This window comes from Sphaerisporangium flaviroseum, assembly GCF_039537005.1.
Lineage (GTDB): Bacteria > Actinomycetota > Actinomycetes > Streptosporangiales > Streptosporangiaceae > Sphaerisporangium > Sphaerisporangium flaviroseum.
Window position 1 is genome coordinate 316,665 of sequence record NZ_BAAAZR010000008.1, and the last position, 22,219, is coordinate 338,883.

Genomic DNA, 22,219 nt, shown 5'->3' on the forward strand with positions numbered 1-22,219 from the left:
CCCGGTGCCCCCTGAGGCCGACCGGCCGGAAGAGCGGGCAGGATCCGCCGCGCCCTAGCGGTCGGCGGGAAGCGCCTGGTACACGTCCCGGCCCGGCGAGCCGGGCTCGCCGAGGAGCGGCAGCATCAGCGACTCGGCCTGCCTCACGGCGTCGGCCTCCGCCTCCCCGGCCGCCCGCAGGATCGCCTCGGCAAGCGCCTCGGAGCCGAGCCGCATCGCGCGCGGGTCGATCCGCAGGCCGGCGAGGGAGCCGTTGGGCAGCACCTCGACGACCACGCGTCCCTCCTCGGCCTCGCCCCGGCCCCGCGTCTCGGAGAGCAGCCGCCCGGCCTCCTCGAACCGGGCCGACTGGTCGGCGAGCGTCTCCAGTACCTGGTCGACCTCCGGGTCACCCGTGGGCGAGTACGGCCCGCCACTCGTCGTCATGCGGCCGTCCTTCGGTCACGGGCGCTCGCGGGAAAGGCTGGACGCCTATCCACAGGTGAACGGCACGCTGGTGGAACCCGTTGCCGTGCTGCCGCCGAACCTCACGCACTTACCCTTGGAAGCCATGATCACCGGACCGGCGTAGTACTTGAAGGACCCGCTGTTGCTCACGGGGGCCGAGCCCTGCACCTCCAGGGTCGCGGACACCGGTGTGGCGATGCCGAGGTACTGCGTCTTCATCGTCACCACACAGGTGGACGCCGTGGCGCCGTTGTACAGCTGGTAGGTCACTCCGCCGTTGAACGGGCTCGACCGCACGACGGAGAAGCCCCCGCCGCAGACGGTCTGCGGCGTGTAGGGGCTGGAGACCGGCGGCTTGGACGTCGTGCCGGTCGGCCTGGGCACGATCGGCCTGGTCACGGTCGGCCGGGGTGTGGAGCTCGCGGTCCGCGTGGGCCGGGGCGTGGCCGTCCTGGTGACCGTCGGCCGGGGAGAGACCGGGGCCGTGGCGGTGGGCGTGGGCGTCGGGGTGGCGCTCGGGACCAGGTTCTGCGGCCCGCTCGGCGAGGGCGTCGGCGTGCCGGACGGCGTCGCCTCGGGGGTCGGGGTCCCGCCACCGGACGGCACAGGCGTCTGGGACGGGCCCGAGGGCGTCGGGGTCGGCTCGGCGGTGGGCGTCACCGTCGGTTCGGGAGTCTTCGTGACCGTGACGGTGGGCGCCGGGGTCGGCGACTGCGTGCGCGAGACCGTCGGCGTCGGCACGGGTGTCGGGATCGGCGGCGGGGTGAACTGCGGTCCGGGGGAGAGGGTCGGTATCCCGATCGAGGGAGTGGCCGTCGTGAGCCGCATCGGGTACACGCCCGTGTCCTGGGGGTCGGGCGAGCTTGCCCACGGCACGGTGACCTGCGGCCGGGGCGCGGTCGACTCGCCGACGCCTCCGACGTTGCCGAGGCCGCCGGACGGCATCGGTACGCCGGTCACCTGGCCTTCGGCGGCCACCCGCCCGATCTGCTGGGTGCCGGAGTAGTGCCCCGCGCCCCACAGCCCAAGACCCGAGAGCCCGATCACGACGCCGACTCCGGCCACCAGCCCGATGGGGAAGTTCGGACCGGTCTTCTTGCGCGGCAGCGTGGCCGGGGTGAGACCGTTGCGGGACGCGGCCGGCGGGGCGGGAAGCTCGGGGACTTCGGAAGGCAGCACAGGCGCGGTCCACACCGGGGCGGACGGGGCCTGCTGCGTGGGAACGGCCCATACGGGCGCGGGCTCCTCGCCTTCAGGCCGGCGGGGCACCGCGGCGGTGGAGGGAGCGCTCGGCCCGCTCACGTTGATCAAGGACGGCCCGGCCGGAACCTGAGGAGCGCCGGGGACGGGGGCCGCCGGGATCGCGGGGGCGGGCGGGCCCGCCTTCTCCTCGCCGAGCAGCCACAGCATCGCGCCCTGCGCGGTGGGCCGCTCGGCCGGCATCTTGGCCAGGCACGAGGCGACGACGTCCCGCAGCGGGAGCGACAGGGCGCCGAGGTCGGGCCGGGCCGTGGCGATCGCCTCGGCGCTGTCGCCGAACAGCTCGTCGCCGGTCGCGCCGTAGGCGATCGTCGTGGCCCAGGCGAAGACGTCGGCCGCAGGGCCGGCGGGCTCGCCCCGGACCTGCTCGGGAGAGCGGTAGGCGGTCTCGCCGAGGCCGAAGTCGGAGACGCGCGGCCCGTCGGGGTCGAGGAGCACGTTGTCGGGGGTGAGGCCGCGGTGCGCGATTCCGGCGAGGTGGACGGCGGTGAGCGCGGTCAGCGTGCCGACGGCGATCCGCTCCAGCACGTCGGCGGGCAGCGGCCCGTCCGTCTCGACCGCCTCGCGCAGGGAACGGCCCTCGACGTACTCGCGCACGACGTAGGCCCGGTCGCCCGTCCATCCGGCGTCGACGGCCCTGACCGCGTACGCGCTGGAGACCCGCTGGGCGGCGGACAGCTCGTCCACCACGCGCGCACGAGCGACGGAGTCCGCTTCCGGCCACGGGGGCAGCAGCTTGACGACGAAGCGCCGATCCCGCTCGGCCTCATCAGGAGAGGCCGAGGGGCCGGGGGAGACCACGGGCCCGGCGGGCGCCGCCGGGGCGCCGGCGGACCCGGATGCGGCGCTGGAGGCCGTGGGCTCGGTAGGGGCCTCGGACGTGGAGGGGACGGACGTGGCCGGGGCGGCAGAGCCGGTGGGCTCGGCCGAGCTCTCGGCGGCCTGCGCCTTCTCGGACGGCACGGCTCCGGCAGGGGCCTCGGGCTTCCCGCCGGGCTGGGCCTCCTCGGGCGCCGGGGTCTTCCCGGTCGCGACGGTCACAGGAGGCTGGGCCGGGTCATTCAGACCCGCGGCCTGCGCCTCTTCGGAGAGCCGAGCAAGATAGACAATTCCTCGCGGTCCCTGACCCAAGCGTCCAAGAAGGGCGTATTTGCCCACCTGCTTGGGGTCGTCCGGCAGCAATGAGTGCATGTCCTCTATCGCCTTCCCCTACGTTCAACTCTCGCGTGTCATGAGACCACAGATTTAGGTCCCGTAAAACGTAATTTGTCACGCCTGCATCACATGTTACGGATTCGTTGATCTTCCCTGCGTGGAAATGGGTAGGGGTTACGGCTTCACTTGGCCGGACAGCGCCTTGTTGGCCGGTTTCCACCCGCGGCGGCGGCCCAGGGGAATCACCATTCCCACGGCCGTGACCAGCGCCGCAGCGCAGACGGCGATCACCGCGACGCCCACCGAGAGGTTGATGGCCTCCTGGTCCGGAGGCTTCGCCTTGCTCACGACGCCGGGGGGCAGCGCGCCGCGCTGCCGGGGCGCGATGGCGACCACCTCCGAGGGAAGGATTTCGGACACCGCGAGGAGAGGGTTGACCATGCCGGCGCCGGTCCCCACGCCGGATGCCCCGTCGGCGGTGATCTCGATGCGCCGCCGTACCCGGACGTTGTCGAGCTCGGGATGGCGGGCCCGCACCAGGGCGGCCACGCCGGCGACGTATGGGGCGGCGTAGCTCGTGCCCTCCAGGTCCTGACGGTACGCGGCCCCGGGCCAGGTGCTCGTGAGGTCCTTGCCCGGGGCGAGGACCGAGACGGGCGTGGTGGCGTTGGAGAAGTCGGTGCGCTTGCCGTCCGGCCCGGCCGATCCGACGGAGAGGACTCCCGGGTAGGCGGCCGGGTAGGCGGGGGCCGGGGTGCCGTCGCCCTTTCGTATGTTGCCGGCGGCGGCCACGATGACGACGTCCTGGGCCAGCGCGTAGTCGACGGCGTTCTTCAGGTCGGGCTGGTCGCTCGTCTGGATGGAGATGTTGAGGACCTTGGCTCCGAGGTCGGCCGCCCGCTTGATCCCTTCGGCGAGCAGCGCTACATCCCCACTTTCGGTATTTGTCTGCTTTATGGAGATAAGTCGTGCTTTGGGGGCTACGCCGGCGAAGGGGATCTCCTTCATGTCCGCGCCCGCGATGATCCCGGCCACGGCGGTGCCGTGCCCGACGCAGTCGAGAGGGCCGGTCCCGGTCAGGTCGACCGACTTGGCGACCCTCACCTGGGGGTGACGGGTGTCCACCCCGCTGTCGACCAGTGCCACGGTCACGCCTTCGCCCTGCGTGAGGGGCCACACGCCGGTGAAGGCGAGCCGCCGCTGCCCCCACGACTCGCCGACCTGGGTGCCGCCGCGCGGGGGCGCGCAGGGCTCGGGTACGCGTGGAGTGGCCGCGGCGGCCGTGCCCGGTACGGCCACCAGCGCCAGCGCCATCGCGCCGGCCACCATCCCCCGACCGACCATGCGTCAGTTCCACCTCTCGCGATGACCTGGGCATCGGAGCCGCCGCCCGTATACGACGGGGAAGCCTAGCCAATACTGGTTAGCGAATCGTAGCGATATGTCGGATAAAGGATGCTTTGGCGGGATGATCACTGTACGCGGTAGCAACATATCTCCGCGTATCCATTGATAGTGGGCGGGAATGCCACGGCATCCCACGACCGTCACCGATCACGGAGAACCATCACAACACCTCATGAGATTGCGCCTTTTGTCGATCGGGAACAAAACCCGCAGGTGGGAGCCGGGGATTCCCGCCCAGCGGGAAATTCGGGGGGCACGATGCGTATCACCTGGGTGGTCCTTTCCTGCGTGCTGCTCGCCGGGGCGACGGGGTGTGGCCTGGGAGGACATGCTTTCGGCGAGCCGGATGGCAAGGAAGGGCTGGCGCGGGCGAGCAGGGCTCTGGCGGAGGTCGACGACCCGTCGGTGGACTTCTCCGAGCAGGCCGAGGCCGCGTGGCAGCCACCGTTCCGCCCGGCGAACGAGCAGTGCGGCAGGCTTTTCGACCTCGCCGAGGGCAAGGCGGCTCCCGCGTCCGCCCCGGCGAAGGCCGCCTCGTTCCGGGGCTCCCGGCTGGGCGAGACGGCCGGGGTCGTGCTCTCCGCCTACGGGCGCGCCGAAGCCCGGCAGGCACTCAGCGACGTGGCCGGCCTGATGCGCGAGTGCTCGGTGGCCTCGGCGAAGACGGCCGGCGGCGGCGACCGCCTGGTCGGATCAGCGCTGCCCGTGGGGCGGATCGGGGACGGGGTCGAGGCACGGCGGTTCAAGGGCAGGGCCGGCGGCTATCCGTACGACATGCACCTGGTCGTGGTGCGCTCGGGTGACATGCTGATCTCGCTCGTGCACACCGGCCTGGCCCGGCTGGACCCCGAGCGCACCGAGAGACTGGCCACCGTCCTCACCGCCAAGGTGCGGGAGTCGGCCGAGTAACCTGTGCCCGTGACTGAGACGACCCTCGATCCAGAGGACAGCAAGATCATCACTCTGGCCCGTGCCGCCCGCGCCCGTAACGGGACCGCGGAGGGCGCCGCCGTGCGGGACGAGACCGGGCGCACCTACACCGCGACCAGCGTCGATCTGCCCTCGCTCAAGCTCTCCGCCGTGCAGGTCGCGGTCGCCATGGCCGTGTCCAGCGGGGCCGTTTCGCTGGAGGCCGCCGCGCTCGTCAGCGAGGCCCAGGAGCCCGGCGACCCCGACATCGCGGTCGTCCAGGATCTGGGCAACGCGGTCATCTTCCTGGCCGGTCCGGACGGCACCGTGAAGGGGCGGTACATCTGATCGGCGACAATGGGTGACGTGAGTTCCTCAGCCGCTGAGTTCCGTGCCGGATTCGCCTGCTTCGTCGGCAGGCCCAACGTCGGCAAGTCGACGTTGATGAACGCGCTGGTCGGCGCCAAGGTGGCGATCACCTCGTCCAAGCCCCAGACGACCCGCCGAGCCATCCGCGGCATCGTCAACAGGCCCGATTCCCAGCTCGTCATCGTCGACACGCCCGGCCTGCACCGCCCGCGCACCCTGCTCGGCGAGCGCCTCGACAGCCTGGTGCTGTCCACCCTGACCGAGGTCGACGTGATCGGCTTCTGCGTGCCGGCCAACGAGCCGATCGGCAAGGGCGACCGTTTCATCGCCGAGAAGCTCGCGGCGGTCAAGAAGACGCCGGTGGTCGCCGTGGTCACCAAGTGCGACCTCGCCACCCACGAGCAGATCGCCGCCCAGCTTCTGGCGGTGTCGCGGCTCGCCGACTTCGCGGCGATCATCCCCGTCTCGGCGGAGTCGGGGGACCGGCTCGACGTCCTCGGTGACCAGTTGATCGAGCGCCTGCCCGAGTCCCCGCCGCTGTATGTGGGGGGAGAGCTCACCGACGAGCCCGAGCAGGTCCTGGTCGGCGAGCTGATCCGCGAGGCGGCTCTGGAGGGCGTCCGTGACGAGCTTCCGCACTCCATCGCCGTGGTGGTCGAGGAGATGACGCCCAGGGAGGGCCGTGACGACCTCCTCGACGTGTACGCCCATATGTTCGTCGAGCGTCCCTCCCAGAAGGCCATCGTGATCGGGCCGAAGGGCGCGCGGCTCAAGGACGTCGGCAGCCGTGCCCGCAAGCAGATCGAGGCCCTGCTCGGCACCCACGTCTATCTCGACCTGCGCATCAAGGTCGCCAAGGACTGGCAGCGCGACCCCAAGCAGCTCCGCCGCCTCGGCTTCTACGACTGATCCCGGCGAAGGTCGGGGCGAGGGCCGCACGGCGGGTCCCGCTACCGCCTGACCAGGGACTCTCCCCATGTCAGGCGCTCGCGCAGGGCCACCGCGTCGGGGGCGAGCGCGGAGACCAGCGTGCCCGGTCCCGCCAGGGGCAGCACGGCGCATCCGTCGGCCAGAACCGGCTCTGCCGGAACCCGCTCTGCCGGAACCCGCTCTGCCGAAGCCGGCTCCGCCGTCGAAGGGCCGGCGATCAGGACGCTGCCGACGCACCGGGCGTCGCCGTACACCGCGGGGCTGCCGTCCACGGCGGGGTCGCCCACGACGAACTCCTGCCGGAGCAGGGGCCGGCCACCGAGAGTCGCGTCGAAGCGCGAATGGCAGGTGCCGGGCCGCTCGCCGTGCCGGCCGAAGACGATCTCCTCCCGCCAGGACACCGACGCCCCCTCCTCCAGCGTCAGCCGCACGATCATGCGGTGGGCACAGCCGGCCGCGAGCACGGTCGGCTCGGGCGCGTAGCGCAGCGTGGCGCCCGCTCCCACCCACGCCTCCACCACCGTCACCGACTCGCCGGGCCCCGGCAGTACGAGCGTGCTCGCGACCGAGGCGATCTCCAGCGAGGTGCCCGGGGCCACGTCGACCCGGAGCCGGAGACGGTCGCCGCCGAGCGGGCCCGCCGCCGTGGACACCAGATGGACCGTGGTCGGCCCGGTCTGGCGCAGGGTCAGCGGCGGGTCCGAACGGAGCGCGCCCAGCACCATGCGCCCGCCCACACGCTCGGTGGCGATCGCCGCGCGCGCGTCCAGCGACCTTCTGCCCGTGGCCTGGCGCACCGGTGCCGGCTCAGGCGCCTGCGGTGGGGATGGCAGGGCCGTGCGGATGCTCCCGCGCGTGGGCCCAGGCTTCGACCACCCCGTGCACCCACTCGGCGACGGCGTACACCTCCGGCACTTCCCTGATCGAGGTGAACAGGACCGGCTTGCCGTCGCGTACGGCCGCCGCGTCCCTGGACATCACGGTCAGGTCGGCACCCACATGCTGCGCCAGGTCGGTCTTGTTGATGACCAGCAGGTCGGCGGTGGTGACGCCCGGGCCGCCCTTCCTCGGCACCTTGTCGCCGCCGGACACGTCCAGCACGAAGATCTGGTGGTCGGCGAGACCCCTGCTGAAGGTGGCGGTCAGGTTGTCCCCGCCGCTCTCGACGATCACCAGGTCCAGCGGTCCGAAGCGTTCCTCAAGGCCCTCGACGGCGTCGAGGTTGGCCGCGATGTCGTCGCGGATGGCGGTGTGCGGGCAGCAGCCGGTCTGCACGGGGACGATGCGCTCGGGATCGAGCACTCCGGCCCTGCGCAGGAAGTCGGCGTCCTCGGTCGTGTAGATGTCGTTGGTCACCACGCCCAGGCGGAGGATCGGGCCCAGCGTGCGGCACAGCGCGGCGACGAGTGCGGTCTTGCCGCTTCCCACCGGGCCGCCGACGCCGAGGCGCAGCGCCCTCCCGTGTGGATCGGCAGAGTCGTGACGGTCGTCGTGGTTAGCTGACAAAGAGCCGTACCTCCGTGCGTAGGTGATGTTCAGCCAGCAGATCGAGTGCGGGAGCGGCGTGCGCGGGAAGGTCTTCCCACGCGGTGCGGGCGTGCGCCGTGCGCGCCACGCCTTCCAGATCGGGCACGAGGCCGGCGAGCACGCGATGCACGACGACAGGGTCGAGCCCAAGCAGCCGGACGGCCGCGGTGGCCGGCCCGGTGATCGAGGTGTACGCGGTCGCGAGGGCCGCGTCGTGGGGCGTGCACCCTGCCGCGGCGGCCACCGCGCCCAGGGCGATCGGATGGTGCGGGCCTTCGGGTACGGCTCGCGCCGCCAGGTCCAGGGTCGCGGACGGCCAGATGCGGCGGGCGCTCCTGAGCAGGAGCCTGCCCTGCGTGCGGCTCGCGCTCCGCTGCGCCGGGGAGGCCGTACGGGCGTCGGCCTCCGTGTCCAGCCCCCGCCAGGCCCCCTCCACGACCTCGCTCCCGCCGCCCAGCCGGCAGGCGGCGGCGGCGAGGGCGGCGGCGACCAGGCCGGCCGTGGCGAGCCGGCCACGGAGGAACCGCGCCAGGTCCTCCGGGCCGGTGATCGCCCCGATCCGTACCGCCTCCTCCGCGCCCCCGGAGTGGCCGTGGCCACCCGCGGGAAGCCGGGAGTCGGCGAGTAGCAGCAGCGCCGCGTTCATGTCAGAACAGGAAGTAGCGCTGGGCCATGGGAAGCTCCTCGGCAGGGGACGGCTCGATCGGCTCGCCTTCCACGCGGACCGCGAACGTGTCGGGGTCCACCTCGATGGCCGGGAGCGCGTCGTTGAGCGGCATCGACTCCTTTCCCCGCCGTCGTACGTCGGAGACCGGGACCAGCGGCCGGTTCACGCGCAGCCGGTCGGCCAGGCCGTCGTCGATGGCGAGCGGGGCGACGAAGTGCAGGGAGGTGGCCGCCGCGGTCACGGGCACCGCGCCGAACATCGGGCGGGGCATCAGCGGCTGCGGCGTCGGGATGGAGGCGTTGGCATCGCCCATCTGGGCGTAGGCGATGACACCGCCCTTCACCACGAGCTGCGGCTTGACGCCGAAGAACGCCGGTTCCCACAGCACGAGGTCGGCCAGCTTGCCGACCTCCACCGAGCCGACGTGGGCGTCCAGCCCGTGGGCGACGGCCGGACAGATCGTATATTTCGCGACGTAGCGTTGAGCGCGGAGATTGTCCGCGCGGCCATCTCCCGGCAGGGCGCCCCTGCGCCTCTTCATCACATGGGCGGTCTGCCAGGTCCTGATGATGGTCTCGCCGACCCGGCCCATCGCCTGGGAGTCGGACCCGATCATCGAGATCGCGCCGATGTCGTGCAGCACGTCCTCGGCGGCCATCGTGGCCGGGCGGATCCGCGACTCGGCGAAGGCCAGGTCCTCCGGCACCGCGGGGTTCAGGTGATGGCAGACCATCAGCATGTCGAGGTGCTCGTCCAGGGTGTTCACCGTGTGCGGGCGTGTGGGGTTCGTCGAGGACGGCAGCACGTTGGCGTAGGACGCGACGCGGATGATGTCGGGCGCGTGCCCGCCTCCCGCGCCCTCGGTGTGGTAGGCGTGGATCATCCGGTCGCCGATCGCCTGGAGTGTCGACTCGACGAATCCCGCCTCGTTGAGCGTGTCGGTGTGGATGGCGACCTGCACGCCCGTGGCGTCCGCGACACGCAGGCACGCGTCGATGGCGGCGGGTGTCGTCCCCCAGTCCTCGTGGAGCTTGAAGCCCGAGGCCCCCGCCCGCAACTGTTCCGTCAGCCCTTCGGCGCTCACGGTGTTGCCCTTGCCTAGCAGCGCGACGTTGACGGGCATGCCGTCCATCGACTCCAGCATCCGCGCGAGGTACCACGTGCCGGTGACGGTGGTCGCCTTGGTGCCCTCGGCCGGTCCGGTGCCGCCGCCGATGATCGTGGTCACGCCCGCGGCGAGGGCCTCGTCCACGATCTGCGGGCAGATCAGGTGGACGTGCGAGTCGATCGCCCCCGCCGTGAGGATCTTGCCGTTGCCCGCCAGGATCTCGGTGGACGGGCCGATCACCAGATCGGGGTGGACGCCGTCCATCGTGTCGGGATTGCCGGCCTTGCCGATCGCGGAGATGCGGCCGTCCCTGACCCCGATGTCGGCCTTGACCACTCCCCAGTGGTCGAGGATCACCGCACCGGTGATCACCAGGTCGGGCGCGCCCTCGGCGCGCGTCGTCCTGGCCTGGCCCATGGACTCGCGGATCACCTTGCCGCCGCCGAAGACGACCTCGTCGCCCGCGCCCTGCGGCCCCATGCTGAGATCGTCCGACACCTCGATGAACAGGTCGGTGTCCGCCAGCCGGATCCTGTCGCCGGTCGTCGGGCCGTACAACATGGCATACCGGGAACGGCCGATCGTCGGCTCAGTCATGCGAACCCCCGTCAGGTGCACGTGTGTCCAGCGGCCCGGCCCATTCGGAGCGGAGGCCGGGCACGATGCGGCGCCCGGCGATCGGCACCAGCGCCACGTCGCGCTCGATGCCGGGCTCGAACCTGACGGCCGTCCCGGCCGGTACGTCGAGCCGCCTGCCCCACGCGGCGTCCCTGTCGAAGGCCAGGCCCGGATTGGCGGCGGCGAAGTGGTAGTGCGACCCCACCTGGATCGGCCGGTCGGCGGTGTTGACCACGCGCAGGGTCACGCGTTCGCGGCCGGGGTTCAACGGGATGGCCGCCTCGCCGTACACGATCTCACCGGGGGTCACCGCGGCGGGCCGACCCGTCGGACCCGGGGTCGCGGGGCCCGCCGTCACTGGATCGGCCGGTGGACGGTGACGAGCTTGGTGCCGTCAGGGAACGTCGCCTCGATCTGCACCGATTCGAGCATCTCGGGGATCCCCTCCATCACGTCCTCGCGGCGGAGCACCTTGCGCCCGGCCTCCATCAACTCGGCGACGGTCCGGCCGTCCCTCGCGCCCTCCATGAGGAAGGACGCGATGATCGCCGTGGCCTCCGGGTGGTTCAGGCGCAGTCCCCTGGCCTGACGGTCCCTGGCGACGCCCGCCGCCACGTGTATGAGCAGGCGTTCCTGTTCGTGTGGGGTGAGCCGCATGGCCGGACACTAGGCAACGACCGTTTCGGAGACGTGACGCCGGCATTTCCACCGTGTGTCGGCTGTTCGCGACCCGGCATATTTCGTCTTCCCGCCTCGCGGGCGCTATTCACGGCGGCGCCTGCGCGGTGGTGAAGCGCGCCGCCCGGCATTAGAGCCGTACCCGTTGAACACCTTATTCGGTCATGCCGCCGGGGCCGATCGTGTTGTTGCGGTGCGGAGCCGGTAAACGGCAATTAACAACCGCGACTTCGGCGGGAAACCTGGCTCGATCACCTTGGCGGCAGATGGGTCGGTGCGGGGGCCGTATCGGCAAGGAGGAGTAATTGCGGAATTCAGCTTGGCGTTTCGGAGCCGTGGTCACGGTTCTGGCAACCGGGCTCGCCGCCTGTGGTGGTCAGTCTTCGACGAGTTCGGGCGGTACGACCGCGGCGGGTGGCGACACCGGCATCAAGGTCGGAATCCTGCACTCCCTGAGCGGGACGATGGCGATCAGCGAGGTCACCGTCCGCGACGCCGAACTGCTCGCCGTGGAGGAGATCAACGCCTCCGGCGGCGTGCTGGGCAAGAAACTGGTCCCTGTGGTCGAGGACGGCGCGTCGGACTGGCCGACCTTCGCCGAGAAGGCCACCAAGCTGATCGCGCAGGACAAGGTCGCCACCGTGTTCGGCGGCTGGACCTCCGCGAGTCGCAAGGCCATGCTGCCGGTCTTCGAGAAGCGCAAGGGCCTGCTCTGGTACCCGGTCCAGTACGAGGGCCTGGAAAGCTCGCCGAACATCTTCTACACCGGCGCCACCACGAACCAGCAGATCGTCCCCGGCCTCGACTACCTCAAGGAAAAGGGCAAGAAGAGAATCTTCCTCGTCGGCAGCGACTACGTGTTCCCGCGTACGGCCAACAAAATCATCAAGGCGTACGCGGTGGCGAACGGAATGGAGGTCCTGGGCGAGGAATACACGCCACTGGGCCACACCGAATACAGCACGCTGGTGAACAAGGTGGTCCAGGCGAAACCGGACGCGGTCTTCAACACGCTCAACGGTGACAGCAATGTGGCGTTCTTCAAGCAACTCAAGAGCGCCGGGGTCTCCGCCGAGCAGATGCCCGTCATGTCGGTGAGCGTCGCCGAGGAGGAGGTCAAGGGAATCGGCGTCGACAACATCGCCGGCCACCTCGTGGCGTGGAACTACTACCAGACCACCGACAACCCGGCGAACAAGAAGTTCGTCGACGCGTTCAAGGCCGAGTACGGCGCCGACCGGGTCACCTCCGATCCGATGGAAGCAGGCTACAACGCCGTCTACCTGTGGGCCGAGGCGGTCAAGAAGGCCGGTACGGCCGATGTCGAGGCCGTGAAGAAGGCCGCCGGAGGCATCTCCCTTGAGCGGCCCGAGGGCACGGTGACGATCGACGGCGAGAACCAGCACATGTTCAAGACCGCCAGGATCGGCGTCATCGAACCGGACGGCCAGATCAAGGAGGTCTGGAACTCCGGAAAGCCGATCAAGCCCGACCCCTACCTGAAGACCTACCCCTGGGCCGGCGGCCTCACCTAGCGGCGAGGGGCCCACGCGAACGTGGCCGGGTCGAGGGGGAGTCTCCACCCGGCCACCCGACCGGTACGGAACGCGGGCGGCGACCCGACCGCGGAGATGACCGCGGCGCGGTGACGCGGCGCGGCCCGCGTTCCGTAACCGGCGACACACCTGGGCAAGGGCAGGTTCGAGCACGAGGAGAGCCCCATCAGCGACAGCGAGACGGCCGCTCGGCGGCAGGCGGAAACGGCGCGCGACCCACGGGAGGTGAGGCCACGATGGAGGCCATAGTCAACCAGCTTCCCATCGGCCTCTCGATCGGGGCCGTGCTGCTTCTCATCGCGCTCGGCCTGACCTTCACGTTCGGCCAAATGGGCGTGATCAACATGGCGCACGGCGAATTCATCATGGCAGGCGCCTACACCGCTTATCTGCTCCAGGACTGGGCGGGACGCCAGGCGGTGCTCGTCGCGCTGCCGGTGGCGTTCGCCGTGGCGGGGCTGATGGGCCTGGTGCTGGAGCGGACGGCGATCCGGCACTTCTACGGCCGTCCCCTGGACACGTTGCTGCTCACCTGGGGCGTCAGCCTGGTGCTCCAGCAGCTTGCCAGGGACCTGTTCGGCGCGCCGAACGTCCAGGTGCAGGCGCCGGCGTGGTTGCAGGGCGGTTTGGGCATCCTGCCGTACAACCGGCTGTTCATCTTCGCCCTGGCAGTGGGCAGCGTCGTGGCGATCTGGGCGTACATGAGCCGCACCTCGCATGGGCGCCGCATGCAGGCCGTCATGCAGAACCGGCAGCTCGCCGCCGTCAGTGGCATCAACACCGGCCGGGTGGACCAGCGCACGTTCTTCATCGGCTCCGGCCTCGCCGGGATCGCCGGGGTGGCGCTCACGCTGATCGGCCCGGTGGGCCCGGCCCTCGGCACCTACTACATCGTCGACGCCTTCCTCGTCGTGGTCGCCGGCGGCCTCGGGCAGCTGCGCGGCGCGGTGATCGCGGCGATCGCGCTCGGGCTGCTCAACTCCTACGCGGAGTTCTGGACCAACGCCAGCCTCGCCAAGGTGATCGTGTTCGTGGCGATCATCGCGTTCCTCCAGGTCCGGCCACAGGGCCTGTTCGTGCTCAGATCGAGGGCGCTCACATGACCACAACCGTGCGCGACGTCGTACAGCTCGCGCCGCCCGGCCCGCGCCGGTCGTGGCGCGACCGGCTCCGCGGCCCCGCCGTGTTCGTCCTGATAGCCGTGCTCGCCCTGGTGGTCGCGCCGCTGGTGCTGGAGCCGTTCCGCCTCGGGCTCCTGGCCAAGTACCTCTGCTTCGGCATCGTCGCGCTCGGCATCGGGCTGGCGTGGGGCCAGGGAGGCATGCTGACGCTCGGCCAGGGCGTGTTCTTCGGGCTCGGCGGCTACGCGATGGGCATGTACCTCAAGCTCCACGACGCGGGCGGCGACCTGCCGGACTTCATGGTGTGGAGCGGCGTGGAGCGGCTACCCGCGCTGTGGACCCCGTTCGGCAACCCGCTCTTCGCCATCGCCTTCGCCGTCATCGGCCCGGTGGTCCTGGCGGTGCTGCTCGGATCGCTGGTCTTCCGGCAACGCGTGCGCGGCGCCTACTTCGCGATCCTGACGCAGGCTCTCGCCGCAGCGGTGGTGATCCTCCTGGTCGGACAGCAGGGGCTGACCGGCGGGACCAACGGCCTGACCAACTTCTTCGACCTCTTCGGGCAGGACCTGGCCGCCGACGGCACACAGCGCGGGCTGTACATCGTGGTGGCCGCCGTCCTCGGCCTGCTCTACCTGGTGGCCTGGCAGCTCGTACGGAGCCGGTTCGGCCGGCTGCTGGTCGCGATCAGGGACGGCGAGGACCGGGTGCGCTTCCTCGGCTACAACCCCGCGACCGTCAAGACCGTCACCTTCGCCGTCTCGGCGGGCATGGCCGGGCTCGCGGGAGCGCTGTTCGTACCGGTCGTCGGCATCATCTCGCCCGCGCTGCTCGGCGTGGTCCCCTCGCTGGAGCTGGTCGTCGCCGTGGCCGTCGGCGGGCGGTTCTCGCTGGCGGGAGCCGTGCTCGGGGCCGTGCTCATGGGGTACGCCAAGACCTTTTTCAGCGAGGAGTTCGCCGACGGCTGGCTCTACCTGCAAGGAGCGCTGTTCATCCTGGTCATGACGCTGGCGCCCAAGGGGATCTTCGGCCTGGCCGCGACCGTCCGCGGCCTTCTCCCCTCCAGGAGGGAACGGACATGAGCGGCGCCCTGCTGGAGGTACGTGACCTGTCGGTCGTCTTCGACGGGTTCCGTGCGATCGACGGTGTCGACTTCACGGTCGAGTCCGGGGAGCTGCGCTTCCTCATCGGACCCAACGGCGCGGGCAAGACCACTCTGATCGATGTGATCACCGGGCTGACCCGGCCGGCCGGGGGTTCGGCGCGGTTCGAGGGCCGCGATCTGGTCGGGCGCAAGGAGCACGAGATCGTCCGCATGGGCGTGGGCCGCACGTTCCAGACCTCGGTGGTGTTCGAGCAGCTCACCGTCGTGGAGAACCTCGACCTTGCCGCCTGCTTCCGCCGCCCGCTGTGGTCGCTGGCACGGCGGCGGCGCGGGGTGTCCGACGCGGTCGCGGCCGCGATGGCCACCACCGGGCTGGACGCGCTCGCCGAGCGGCCCGCCGGGGTGCTGTCCCACGGCCAGCGGCAGTGGCTGGAGATCGGCATGCTCATCGCCCAGCGCCCGCGGCTGCTGCTGCTCGACGAGCCGGTGGCCGGGATGTCGGGGGAGGAGCGGTCGCGTACGGGCGAACTGCTCACCCAGATCGCCAAGGACCACACCGTGATCGTGATCGAGCACGACATGGACTTCCTGCGGCGGTACGCCTCCCAGGTGACCGTGCTGCACGAGGGGAAGGTGCTCGTGGAGGGCTCCGTGGACCAGGTCAGGTCGGACCCCCGGGTCCAGGAGGTCTACCTCGGCCGCGCCGAGGAGAGAAGCGGTGTGGCCGCGGGTCCCACCGCCGGTACGGCCGTCGGATCGGCCGCTGGTCCGGTCGCCGGATCGGCCGCTGGTTCGGCCGTAGGAGAGGGGAAGTGATGCTGTCGGTTCAGGGTCTCGAGGCCGGGTACGGCAGGGCACGCGTGCTGTTCGGCGTGTCGTTCGATGTGGAGCCGGGCCGCCTGGTCTGCGTCATGGGGCGCAACGGCGTGGGGAAGACCACGCTGCTCAACACCGTCATGGGCGTGCTGCCCGCCACGGCCGGCACCGTCAGCTTCGAGGGCACGGACGTGACCAGGCTGCGGCCCCACGAGCGGGTACGGCTCGGCCTCGGCTACGTCCCTCAGGGACATGAGACGTTTCCGCAGCTCAGCGTGATGGGGAACCTCCTGGTCACGTTGGAGGCCTCCCCGCACAAGGACATGGCCGCCATCGAGGAGGCCCTCACGATCTTTCCCCGGCTGAAGCCGCTTCTGAAGAAGCGGGCGGGCTTCCTGTCCGGCGGCCAGCAGCAGCAACTGGCCATGGCCAGGGCCCTGGTCACCCGGCCGAAGCTGCTGATCCTGGACGAGCCCACCGAGGGGATCCAGCCGTCGATCATCCTGGAGATCGAGGAGGCCATCGAGCGGTTGCACGCCTCCGGGCTCGCCGTGCTCCTGGTCGAGCAGTACCTCGATCTCGCGCTGCGGCTCGCCGACCGCTTCATCATCCTCGACGCCGGTCAGGTCGTGCACGCGGGCACCGCCGAGGAGCTTCGCGGGGAGGAGGTGCACCGCCTCCTGGCGGTCTGATCAATCCCGTGCCCTGGTCGCCTCTCCCCGCCCCAGCGTCAGGTGGGAGTAGTGGTAGTCGAACGCCGGCCGCTCGGAGCGGATCGGCGGGATGTAGGTGAAGTTGTGCCGGGGAGGCGGGCACGAGGTCGCCCACTCCAGCGAGTTGCCGAAGCCCCACGGATCCTCGACGGTCACCTTGGGGGCGTACTTCCAGGTGTGCCAGATGTTGTACAGGAACGGCAGCGTCGAGGCGCCGAGGATGAACGCGCCGATGGAGGAGATCAGGTTGCCCTCGGTGAAGCCCTCCGTCGCCGTGTAGTCGGCGTAGCGGCGCGGCAGGCCCTGCACGCCGAGCCAGTGCTGGACCAGGAAGGTGGTGTGGAAGCCGATGAACAGCGTCCAGAAGTGCCACTTGCCGAGCGTGTCGTTGAGCATCTTGCCGGTGAACTTCGGCCACCAGAAGTAGAAGCCGGAGAACATCGCGAACACCACCGTGCCGAAGAGCACGTAGTGGAAGTGGGCGACCACGAAGTAGGTGTCGCTCACGTGGAAGTCCAGCGGCGGCGAGCCGAGGATGACGCCGGTGAGCCCGCCGAACAGGAACGTGACCAGGAACCCGACCGCGAACAGCATCGGCGTCGGGAAGGTGAGATGACCGCGCCACATCGTGCCGACCCAGTTGAAGAACTTGACCCCGGTCGGCACGGCGATCAGGAAGGTCATGAACGAGAAGAACGGCAGCAGCACCCGTCCGGTGACGAACATGTGGTGCCCCCACACCGCCGCCGACAGGCCCGCGATGGAGATGGTCGCGCCGACCAGCCCGATGTAGCCGAAGAGCGGCTTGCGGCTGAAGACCGGGAGCACCTCGGTGATGATGCCGAAGAACGGCAGGGCGACGATGTACACCTCGGGGTGCCCGAAGAACCAGAACAGGTGCTGCCACAGCAGTGCCCCTCCGGTGGCCGAGTCGTAGATGTGGGCGTTCAGCCTGCGGTCGGCCTCCAGCGCCAGCAGCGCGGCGGCGAGCACGGGGAAGGCCAGCAGCACCAGCACGCTGGTGAGCAGCGTGTTCCAGGTGAAGATCGGCATGCGGAACATGGTCATGCCCGGCGCGCGCATGCAGATGATCGTGGTGATGAAGTTCACCGCGCCCAGGATCGTGCCCAGGCCGGACATGACCAGCCCCATGATCCACAGGTCCTTGCCGATCCCCGGCGAGTAGGTCTGGTCGGACAGCGGGGTGTAGGCGGTCCAGCCGAAGTCCGCCGGGCCGTCGGCGGTGACGTATCCCGTGACCACGATGAGGCCGCCGAACAGGAACAGCCAGTAGCTGAACATGTTGAGCCTGGGGAACGCCACGTCGGGCGAGCCGATCTGCAGCGGCATGATGGCGTTGGCGAACCCGGCGAACAGCGGCGTGGCGAACAGCAGCAGCATCAGCGCGCCGTGCATCGTGAACGCCTCGTTGTACTGCTTCTGGGTGACGTACTGGAGGCCGGGCTGGGCGAGCTCCGCCCGGATGAGCATGGCCAACGCGCCCGCCAGCAGGAAGAACAGGAAGGAGGTGACGAGGTAGAGGTTGCCGATCACCTTGTGGTCGGTGGTGGTCGCCCACTTGATGAGGACCCGCCCCTGGCGGAAGGGCATGGGCTCACGGGTTCCGGGCTCCTGGATGGCGATCACCTGATCACCCCGGCGCCGGCGGTCTGTGGGGTGTCGCGGACGTTCGTCATCGCTCGCATGCCACACCCCCCGCATCGTGTTACTTCAGGTCGTAGTCCGATTACAACTCGCGAGGGACCCCTGGTGGCGAAACACGGAGCAAAGAGACAAACAGCGGCGGCCAGGCTTTCTTGACGAAAACCTGGCCGAGGTCGTGAGCCGGACCCGCCGATCGAGGCGAGGCGAGGCCGGCGTAGGCGATCGGGAGCACCGCGGAGGGCGCCGCGTGCGGCGTGGGATGCCGCCGGCCGTTACTGCTGGTAGCCGTCGACCTCGTCGACGGGGCGCGGCGTCGAGAAGTCGGGGTCCTCGCCGAACTCCCTGCGTGCCTTACGCTGCCGGAGCAGGTCCCAGCACTGGTCCAGCTCCGCCTCCAGCTCCCGGACCCGCACCTTCTCGTCGTCGCTGGACACCTCTCCGGTGCCGACCCGCTCCCGGAGCTCATGCTCCTCGGTGATGAGGTTCTTGATCTTCGCGAGGATCTCGCCGTCTTGCATGTCGATGCCTCCCCATGTCCATACGGGAGCTTACGGTGTAGGGGTGCCGGGATCGGTGGCACCCTCACCCCTGGTTCCGCGATCGCGTTCCGGCGACTACGAGTCGTCTGCTACCGTCTGGGTATGCTGCGCGGGCTGCTTCTTAGCTGCCGCGGCGAGGGCCTGTAAGAGGCCGGCTCCCTCGTCGCGGAGCGAGCCATGCGCGTCGGCCGCTTGAGGGTAAAACCCGGTGGCGACCTCACTCTGATAAGTCAGACCAGTTCAGGCATGCCTTTCTGAGCGTGCGCCGCCCCGGTTCCGACACGACCAGGAGCACGCAATGTATCCCCAGCAGCAGCCCAGCCCCATGCCGTTCCAGCGCTACGAGGCCTTCGCGCCCGTACGCCTGGCCGATCGCACCTGGCCCGACAAGATCATCGACAGGGCCCCCCAATGGTGCGCGGTCGACCTGCGCGACGGCAATCAGGCGCTGATCGACCCGATGGACGCCCACCGCAAGCTCAACATGTTCGAGCTGCTGGTGCGGATGGGATTCAAGGAGATCGAGGTCGGCTTCCCCGCGGCTTCCCAGACCGACTTCGACTTCGTCCGGAAGATCATCGAAGAAGACCGCATCCCCGGCGATGTGGTGATCCAGGTCCTGACCCAGGCGCGGCCCGAGCTGATCGAGCGCACCTTCGAGTCCGTGCGCGGCGCCAAGCAGGCCATCGTCCACCTGTACAACTCCACCTCCACCCTGCAGCGCCGCGTGGTGTTCGGTCAGGACAAGGACGGCATCACGTCGATCGCCGTCGAGGGCGCGAAGCTGTGCAAGAAGCTCGCCGCCCAGATGGGCGACACCGAGATCTTCTTCCAGTACTCCCCGGAGTCGTTCACCGGCACCGAGCTGGAATACGCCGTCGAGGTCTGCGACGCCGTCAACGACGTGTGGCAGCCCACCCCCGACCGCAAGGTCATCATCAACCTGCCCGCCACCGTCGAGATGGCCACGCCGAACGTCTACGCCGACCAGATCGAGTGGATGCACCGCAACCTGGCCTACCGCGACTCGATCGTGCTGTCCCTGCACCCCCACAACGACCGCGGCACGGCCGTCGCCGCCGCCGAGCTGGGCTACCAGGCCGGGGCCGACCGCATCGAGGGCTGCCTGTTCGGCAACGGTGAGCGCACCGGCAACGTCTGCCTGGTGACGCTGGGCATGAACCTCTTCTCCCAGGGCGTCGACCCGCAGATCGACTTCAGCGACATCGACGAGATCCGCCGCGTCGTCGAATACTGCAACCAGCTGCCCGTACACCCCCGCCACCCCTATGGCGGCGAGCTGGTCTACACCGCCTTCTCCGGCTCCCACCAGGACGCCATCAAGAAGGGCCTGGAGGCCCTGGAGCGTGACGCGGCGACGGCCGGGGTGCCGGTCGACGAGTTCGCCTGGGCCGTGCCCTACCTGCCGATCGACCCCAAGGACGTGGGCCGCACCTACGAGGCCGTCATCCGCGTCAACAGCCAGTCGGGTAAGGGCGGCGTGGCGTACATCATGAAGGCCGAGCACGGCTTCGACCTGCCGCGCCGGCTGCAGATCGAGTTCTCGGGGGTCATCCAGGCCCGGACCGACGCCGGGGGCGGCGAGGTCACCGCCGCCGAGATGTGGGAGGTCTTCAGCGACGAGTTCCTTCCGAACCCGGTGAAGCCCTGGGGCCGGTTCGGCCTGCTCGCCCACCGCAACGTCTCGCAGGTCGACGAGAAGGACGCCATCAGCGCCGACATCCGCGTCGACGGCCAGATCCGCGAGATCGAGGGCGTGGGCAACGGCCCGATCTCGGCGTTCGTCGACGCGCTCAGCAGCGTCGGGGTGGACGTTCGGGTACTCGACTACACCGAGCACGCCATGAGCGCGGGCACCGACGCCCGGGCGGCGGCCTACGTCGAGTGCCAGGTCGGCGACCGGGTGCTGTGGGGCGTGGGCGTCGACGCCAACACCGTGACCGCCTCCCTCAAGGCCATCCTGTCGGCCGTCAACCGCGCCGCCCGCTCCTGACCCCTCCGCCGTTGGGGACGGCGGCCCCCACCACGTCCCCAACGGCGACCCCCCCGTGCTGCCCTCCGCCGTACCGAAGTGTCAGTCAGCCGAGCGACACCTGCGTCAGCGACCGAGCGACCAACCTGTCAGCAATCTTGCGACCGATGTGTCAGCAAGCTACCGACTAATGTGTCACCGAGTGGGCGTCCAACGGTTCTGCCGAGCCGGAGATATGCCATGCTGAGCTGGTGGTAAGCCCAGGTTCGACTCCTCTCGGCAAGGTCTACTCGCGACGTGCGGGGGCGATCGTCGCCGATGCCTTGACCGACACCCGTGTCGTGCTCGTCAATGGCGCTCGCCAGTGTGGCAAGAGCACCCTCGTCCGGCTTCTGGCCAAAGATCGTGCGGCGGAGTGGCGTAACCTCGACACGCCTGTGGTCCGGCAGGCCGCTCTCACGGACCCAACCGGCTTCGTCGCCTTCACGGAGCTCATGGTGATCGACGAGATCCAGCGGGTGCCCGACCTGTTGCTGGCCATCAAGGAACAGGTGGACACCGACCCTCGGCCGGGTCGGTACCTGTTGACAGGATCAGCGCGGGTCCTGGGCTTGCGGGATCTCCCCGACCTCATGCCAGGGCGTATGGAGACCATAGAGCTCTGGCCGTTCTCACAAGGCGAGATCGACGGCACCTCCGACGCATTCGTCGACACCGTGTTCACCCAGGGTCCAGATCTTCGCCACACTTCGGCCGTCACGCGGAGTGAGTATGCCGAACGGATAGTGCGAGGCGGGTTCCCGGAGGCCGTCGCCCGATCGAATCCCCGGCGGCGGGAACGGTTCTTCGACTCCTACGTCTCTGACCTCATCGCGCGAGACGTACGCCAATTGGCGGAGATCGAACGTGTTTCCGAGATGCGCGCTCTGGTGCGACTGCTGGCGGCGAGGTCGGGAGGGCTTCTGGTGGCGAACGCCATGAGTTCGGACGTGGGCCTGTCGGTGAGCACCATCCACCGCTACCTAGCGCTGCTCGAAGAGGTCTTCCTCACCAAACGGATCCCCGCATGGTCGCGTAATGTCAGCAGCCGCGCGATCAGTACGCCGAAGGTCGCTTTCGTGGATTCAGGCATCGCCGCGAACCTGCTCGGCGCGGACGCCCGGGGTCTGGTCCGTCCAGATAGTCAGCTAGGCCCGCTTCTGGAGGGGTTCGTGCTGATGGAGCTGGCTCGTCAACTGACCTGGTCTGAAGAGCGCGTCGAGCTCTTCCATTACCGCACCAAGGAGAAGGTCGAGGTCGACGCCGTCCTGGAGAACCGCAGGGGTCAGGTGGTCGGCATCGAGGTGAAGGCCTCATCGACCGTGCGGCCCGACGACTTTCGAGGGCTACGTCACCTGGCGGACCGTCTCGGCGACGATTTCATCGTCGGAGTTGTCCTCTACACCGGCGCGCAGACCCTCCCCTTCGGCGACCGCATGCGCGCCATACCGGTAAGCGCCCTCTGGCAGACATGACCCTGGTCCCGTAATGGCCCTCGCCTTCGGCTCGGACAGTGCTTTTGGGGCCTTCGGCCCGGCGCTTCGCCGGGGGCCGGTGGTGGGACGGAGGATCTCGTCCTGGGGCACCTATGCCGGGGCGG

General features: G+C 69.9%; 21 protein-coding genes. 10 read left to right on the top strand and 11 right to left on the bottom strand.

Translation table 11 applies throughout. From position 1 onward, the window contains the following. Positions 1–54 precede the first annotated feature (54 nt). From ABD810_RS17770 to ABD810_RS17780, 3 genes are all read right to left on the bottom strand, one after another. The gene (locus ABD810_RS17770; RefSeq protein WP_344940818.1) at positions 55–426 is read right to left on the bottom strand and encodes a YbaB/EbfC family nucleoid-associated protein; all 372 of its coding nucleotides are present in this window, start codon (positions 424–426) and stop codon (positions 55–57) included. Between the two features lie 45 nt (positions 427–471). After that, a complete protein-coding gene (locus tag ABD810_RS17775; protein ID WP_344940821.1) occupies positions 472–2,748 on the bottom strand; it encodes a protein kinase domain-containing protein in 2,277 nt (758 codons plus the stop codon). A gap of 288 nt (positions 2,749–3,036) precedes the next feature. Beyond that, on the bottom strand, positions 3,037–4,206 hold the full coding sequence (locus ABD810_RS17780; protein WP_344940824.1) for a S8 family serine peptidase: 1,170 nt from the start codon (positions 4,204–4,206) through the stop codon (positions 3,037–3,039). Between the two features lie 321 nt (positions 4,207–4,527). On the opposite strand from ABD810_RS17780, the gene ABD810_RS17785 reads away from it, so the two are divergent. From ABD810_RS17785 to era, 3 genes are read left to right on the top strand one after another with little or no spacing between them, the layout of a single operon-like run. After that, the gene (locus tag ABD810_RS17785) at positions 4,528–5,178 is read left to right on the top strand and encodes a hypothetical protein (RefSeq protein ID WP_344940827.1); all 651 of its coding nucleotides are present in this window, start codon (positions 4,528–4,530) and stop codon (positions 5,176–5,178) included. A 9-nt stretch (positions 5,179–5,187) separates the two neighbouring features. Beyond that, positions 5,188–5,526 (top strand): cytidine/deoxycytidylate deaminase family protein, encoded by a 339-nt coding sequence (locus tag ABD810_RS17790; protein WP_344940830.1) that lies wholly within the window; start codon positions 5,188–5,190, stop codon positions 5,524–5,526. A gap of 9 nt (positions 5,527–5,535) precedes the next feature. Continuing rightward, positions 5,536–6,456, top strand: a complete 921-nt coding sequence (gene era, locus ABD810_RS17795) for a GTPase Era (protein WP_344940833.1) — start codon at positions 5,536–5,538, stop codon at positions 6,454–6,456. A gap of 41 nt (positions 6,457–6,497) precedes the next feature. On the opposite strand, the gene ABD810_RS17800 is transcribed toward era, so the two are convergent. From ABD810_RS17800 to ABD810_RS17825, 6 genes are read right to left on the bottom strand one after another with little or no spacing between them, the layout of a single operon-like run. Continuing rightward, entirely contained in the window at positions 6,498–7,274 is a 777-nt protein-coding gene (locus ABD810_RS17800; protein ID WP_344940836.1) for an urease accessory protein UreD, read from the bottom strand. Between the two features lie 10 nt (positions 7,275–7,284). Next, positions 7,285–7,983, bottom strand: coding sequence for an urease accessory protein UreG (gene ureG / locus ABD810_RS17805; RefSeq protein WP_344940839.1), 699 nt, complete (start codon positions 7,981–7,983; stop codon positions 7,285–7,287). After that, the gene (locus ABD810_RS17810; RefSeq protein WP_344940842.1) at positions 7,973–8,650 is read right to left on the bottom strand and encodes an urease accessory protein UreF; all 678 of its coding nucleotides are present in this window, start codon (positions 8,648–8,650) and stop codon (positions 7,973–7,975) included. Before ABD810_RS17810 ends, ureG begins: the two co-directional genes overlap by 11 nt. A 1-nt stretch (position 8,651) precedes the next feature. After that, positions 8,652–10,376: an urease subunit alpha gene (locus ABD810_RS17815; RefSeq protein WP_344940846.1), complete on the bottom strand. Its 1,725-nt coding sequence runs from the start codon at positions 10,374–10,376 to the stop codon at positions 8,652–8,654. Further along, positions 10,369–10,707 (bottom strand): urease subunit beta, encoded by a 339-nt coding sequence (locus ABD810_RS17820; RefSeq protein ID WP_344940849.1) that lies wholly within the window; start codon positions 10,705–10,707, stop codon positions 10,369–10,371. The genes ABD810_RS17815 and ABD810_RS17820 overlap by 8 nt, the downstream gene beginning before the upstream one ends. 44 nt (positions 10,708–10,751) lie before the next feature. Next, entirely contained in the window at positions 10,752–11,054 is a 303-nt protein-coding gene (locus ABD810_RS17825) for an urease subunit gamma (RefSeq protein WP_344940852.1), read from the bottom strand. A 326-nt stretch (positions 11,055–11,380) separates the two neighbouring features. Here ABD810_RS17825 and urtA point away from each other — a divergent pair, with 326 nt between their 5' ends. The 5 genes from urtA to urtE all read left to right on the top strand — a co-directional run bounded on the left by urtA (position 11,381) and on the right by urtE (position 16,362). Beyond that, the gene (gene urtA, locus ABD810_RS17830; protein ID WP_344940854.1) at positions 11,381–12,610 is read left to right on the top strand and encodes an urea ABC transporter substrate-binding protein; all 1,230 of its coding nucleotides are present in this window, start codon (positions 11,381–11,383) and stop codon (positions 12,608–12,610) included. Between the two features lie 257 nt (positions 12,611–12,867). After that, a complete protein-coding gene (gene urtB / locus ABD810_RS17835; RefSeq protein ID WP_344940857.1) occupies positions 12,868–13,734 on the top strand; it encodes an urea ABC transporter permease subunit UrtB in 867 nt (288 codons plus the stop codon). Further along, positions 13,731–14,831 (top strand): urea ABC transporter permease subunit UrtC, encoded by a 1,101-nt coding sequence (gene urtC, locus ABD810_RS17840; RefSeq protein WP_344940860.1) that lies wholly within the window; start codon positions 13,731–13,733, stop codon positions 14,829–14,831. Before urtB ends, urtC begins: the two co-directional genes overlap by 4 nt. Beyond that, positions 14,828–15,670 carry an urea ABC transporter ATP-binding protein UrtD gene (gene urtD, locus ABD810_RS17845; RefSeq protein WP_344940863.1) on the top strand — a complete coding sequence of 281 codons (843 nt, stop codon included), beginning with the start codon at positions 14,828–14,830 and terminating at the stop codon, positions 15,668–15,670. Before urtC ends, urtD begins: the two co-directional genes overlap by 4 nt. Next, positions 15,670–16,362 carry an urea ABC transporter ATP-binding subunit UrtE gene (gene urtE / locus ABD810_RS17850; protein ID WP_344941976.1) on the top strand — a complete coding sequence of 231 codons (693 nt, stop codon included), beginning with the start codon at positions 15,670–15,672 and terminating at the stop codon, positions 16,360–16,362. The genes urtD and urtE overlap by 1 nt, the downstream gene beginning before the upstream one ends. Here urtE and ctaD read toward each other — a convergent pair whose 3' ends face one another. Further along, positions 16,363–17,994: an aa3-type cytochrome oxidase subunit I gene (ctaD, locus tag ABD810_RS17855; RefSeq protein WP_344941979.1), complete on the bottom strand. Its 1,632-nt coding sequence runs from the start codon at positions 17,992–17,994 to the stop codon at positions 16,363–16,365. A 326-nt stretch (positions 17,995–18,320) separates the two neighbouring features. Then, a complete protein-coding gene (locus tag ABD810_RS17860) occupies positions 18,321–18,566 on the bottom strand; it encodes a DUF2630 family protein (protein WP_344940867.1) in 246 nt (81 codons plus the stop codon). Positions 18,567–18,885: 319 nt separating this feature from the next. On the opposite strand from ABD810_RS17860, the gene leuA reads away from it, so the two are divergent. Then, positions 18,886–20,601, top strand: coding sequence for a 2-isopropylmalate synthase (gene leuA, locus ABD810_RS17865; RefSeq protein ID WP_344940869.1), 1,716 nt, complete (start codon positions 18,886–18,888; stop codon positions 20,599–20,601). A gap of 230 nt (positions 20,602–20,831) precedes the next feature. Next, positions 20,832–22,094 (top strand): ATP-binding protein, encoded by a 1,263-nt coding sequence (locus ABD810_RS17870; RefSeq protein ID WP_344940872.1) that lies wholly within the window; start codon positions 20,832–20,834, stop codon positions 22,092–22,094. The last annotated feature ends 125 nt before the right edge of the window (positions 22,095–22,219 follow it).

Excerpts from the sequence above, each read along its gene's own strand:
- ABD810_RS17785 (WP_344940827.1), top strand. The coding sequence starts at position 4,528 with ATGCGTATCACCTGGGTGGTCCTTTCCTGCGTGCTGCTCGCCGGGGCG.
- urtC (WP_344940860.1), top strand. The coding sequence starts at position 13,731 with ATGACCACAACCGTGCGCGACGTCGTACAGCTCGCGCCGCCCGGCCCG.
- urtB (WP_344940857.1), top strand. The coding sequence starts at position 12,868 with ATGGAGGCCATAGTCAACCAGCTTCCCATCGGCCTCTCGATCGGGGCC.
- ABD810_RS17860 (WP_344940867.1), bottom strand. The coding sequence starts at position 18,566 with ATGCAAGACGGCGAGATCCTCGCGAAGATCAAGAACCTCATCACCGAG.
- leuA (WP_344940869.1), top strand. The coding sequence starts at position 18,886 with ATGTATCCCCAGCAGCAGCCCAGCCCCATGCCGTTCCAGCGCTACGAG.
- ABD810_RS17825 (WP_344940852.1), bottom strand. The coding sequence starts at position 11,054 with ATGCGGCTCACCCCACACGAACAGGAACGCCTGCTCATACACGTGGCG.
- era (WP_344940833.1), top strand. The coding sequence starts at position 5,536 with ATGGGTGACGTGAGTTCCTCAGCCGCTGAGTTCCGTGCCGGATTCGCC.
- ABD810_RS17780 (WP_344940824.1), bottom strand. The coding sequence starts at position 4,206 with ATGGTCGGTCGGGGGATGGTGGCCGGCGCGATGGCGCTGGCGCTGGTG.
- ABD810_RS17810 (WP_344940842.1), bottom strand. The coding sequence starts at position 8,650 with ATGAACGCGGCGCTGCTGCTACTCGCCGACTCCCGGCTTCCCGCGGGT.
- urtE (WP_344941976.1), top strand. The coding sequence starts at position 15,670 with ATGCTGTCGGTTCAGGGTCTCGAGGCCGGGTACGGCAGGGCACGCGTG.
- ABD810_RS17815 (WP_344940846.1), bottom strand. The coding sequence starts at position 10,376 with ATGACTGAGCCGACGATCGGCCGTTCCCGGTATGCCATGTTGTACGGC.
- urtD (WP_344940863.1), top strand. The coding sequence starts at position 14,828 with ATGAGCGGCGCCCTGCTGGAGGTACGTGACCTGTCGGTCGTCTTCGAC.
- ctaD (WP_344941979.1), bottom strand. The coding sequence starts at position 17,994 with ATGCCCTTCCGCCAGGGGCGGGTCCTCATCAAGTGGGCGACCACCACC.
- ABD810_RS17770 (WP_344940818.1), bottom strand. The coding sequence starts at position 426 with ATGACGACGAGTGGCGGGCCGTACTCGCCCACGGGTGACCCGGAGGTC.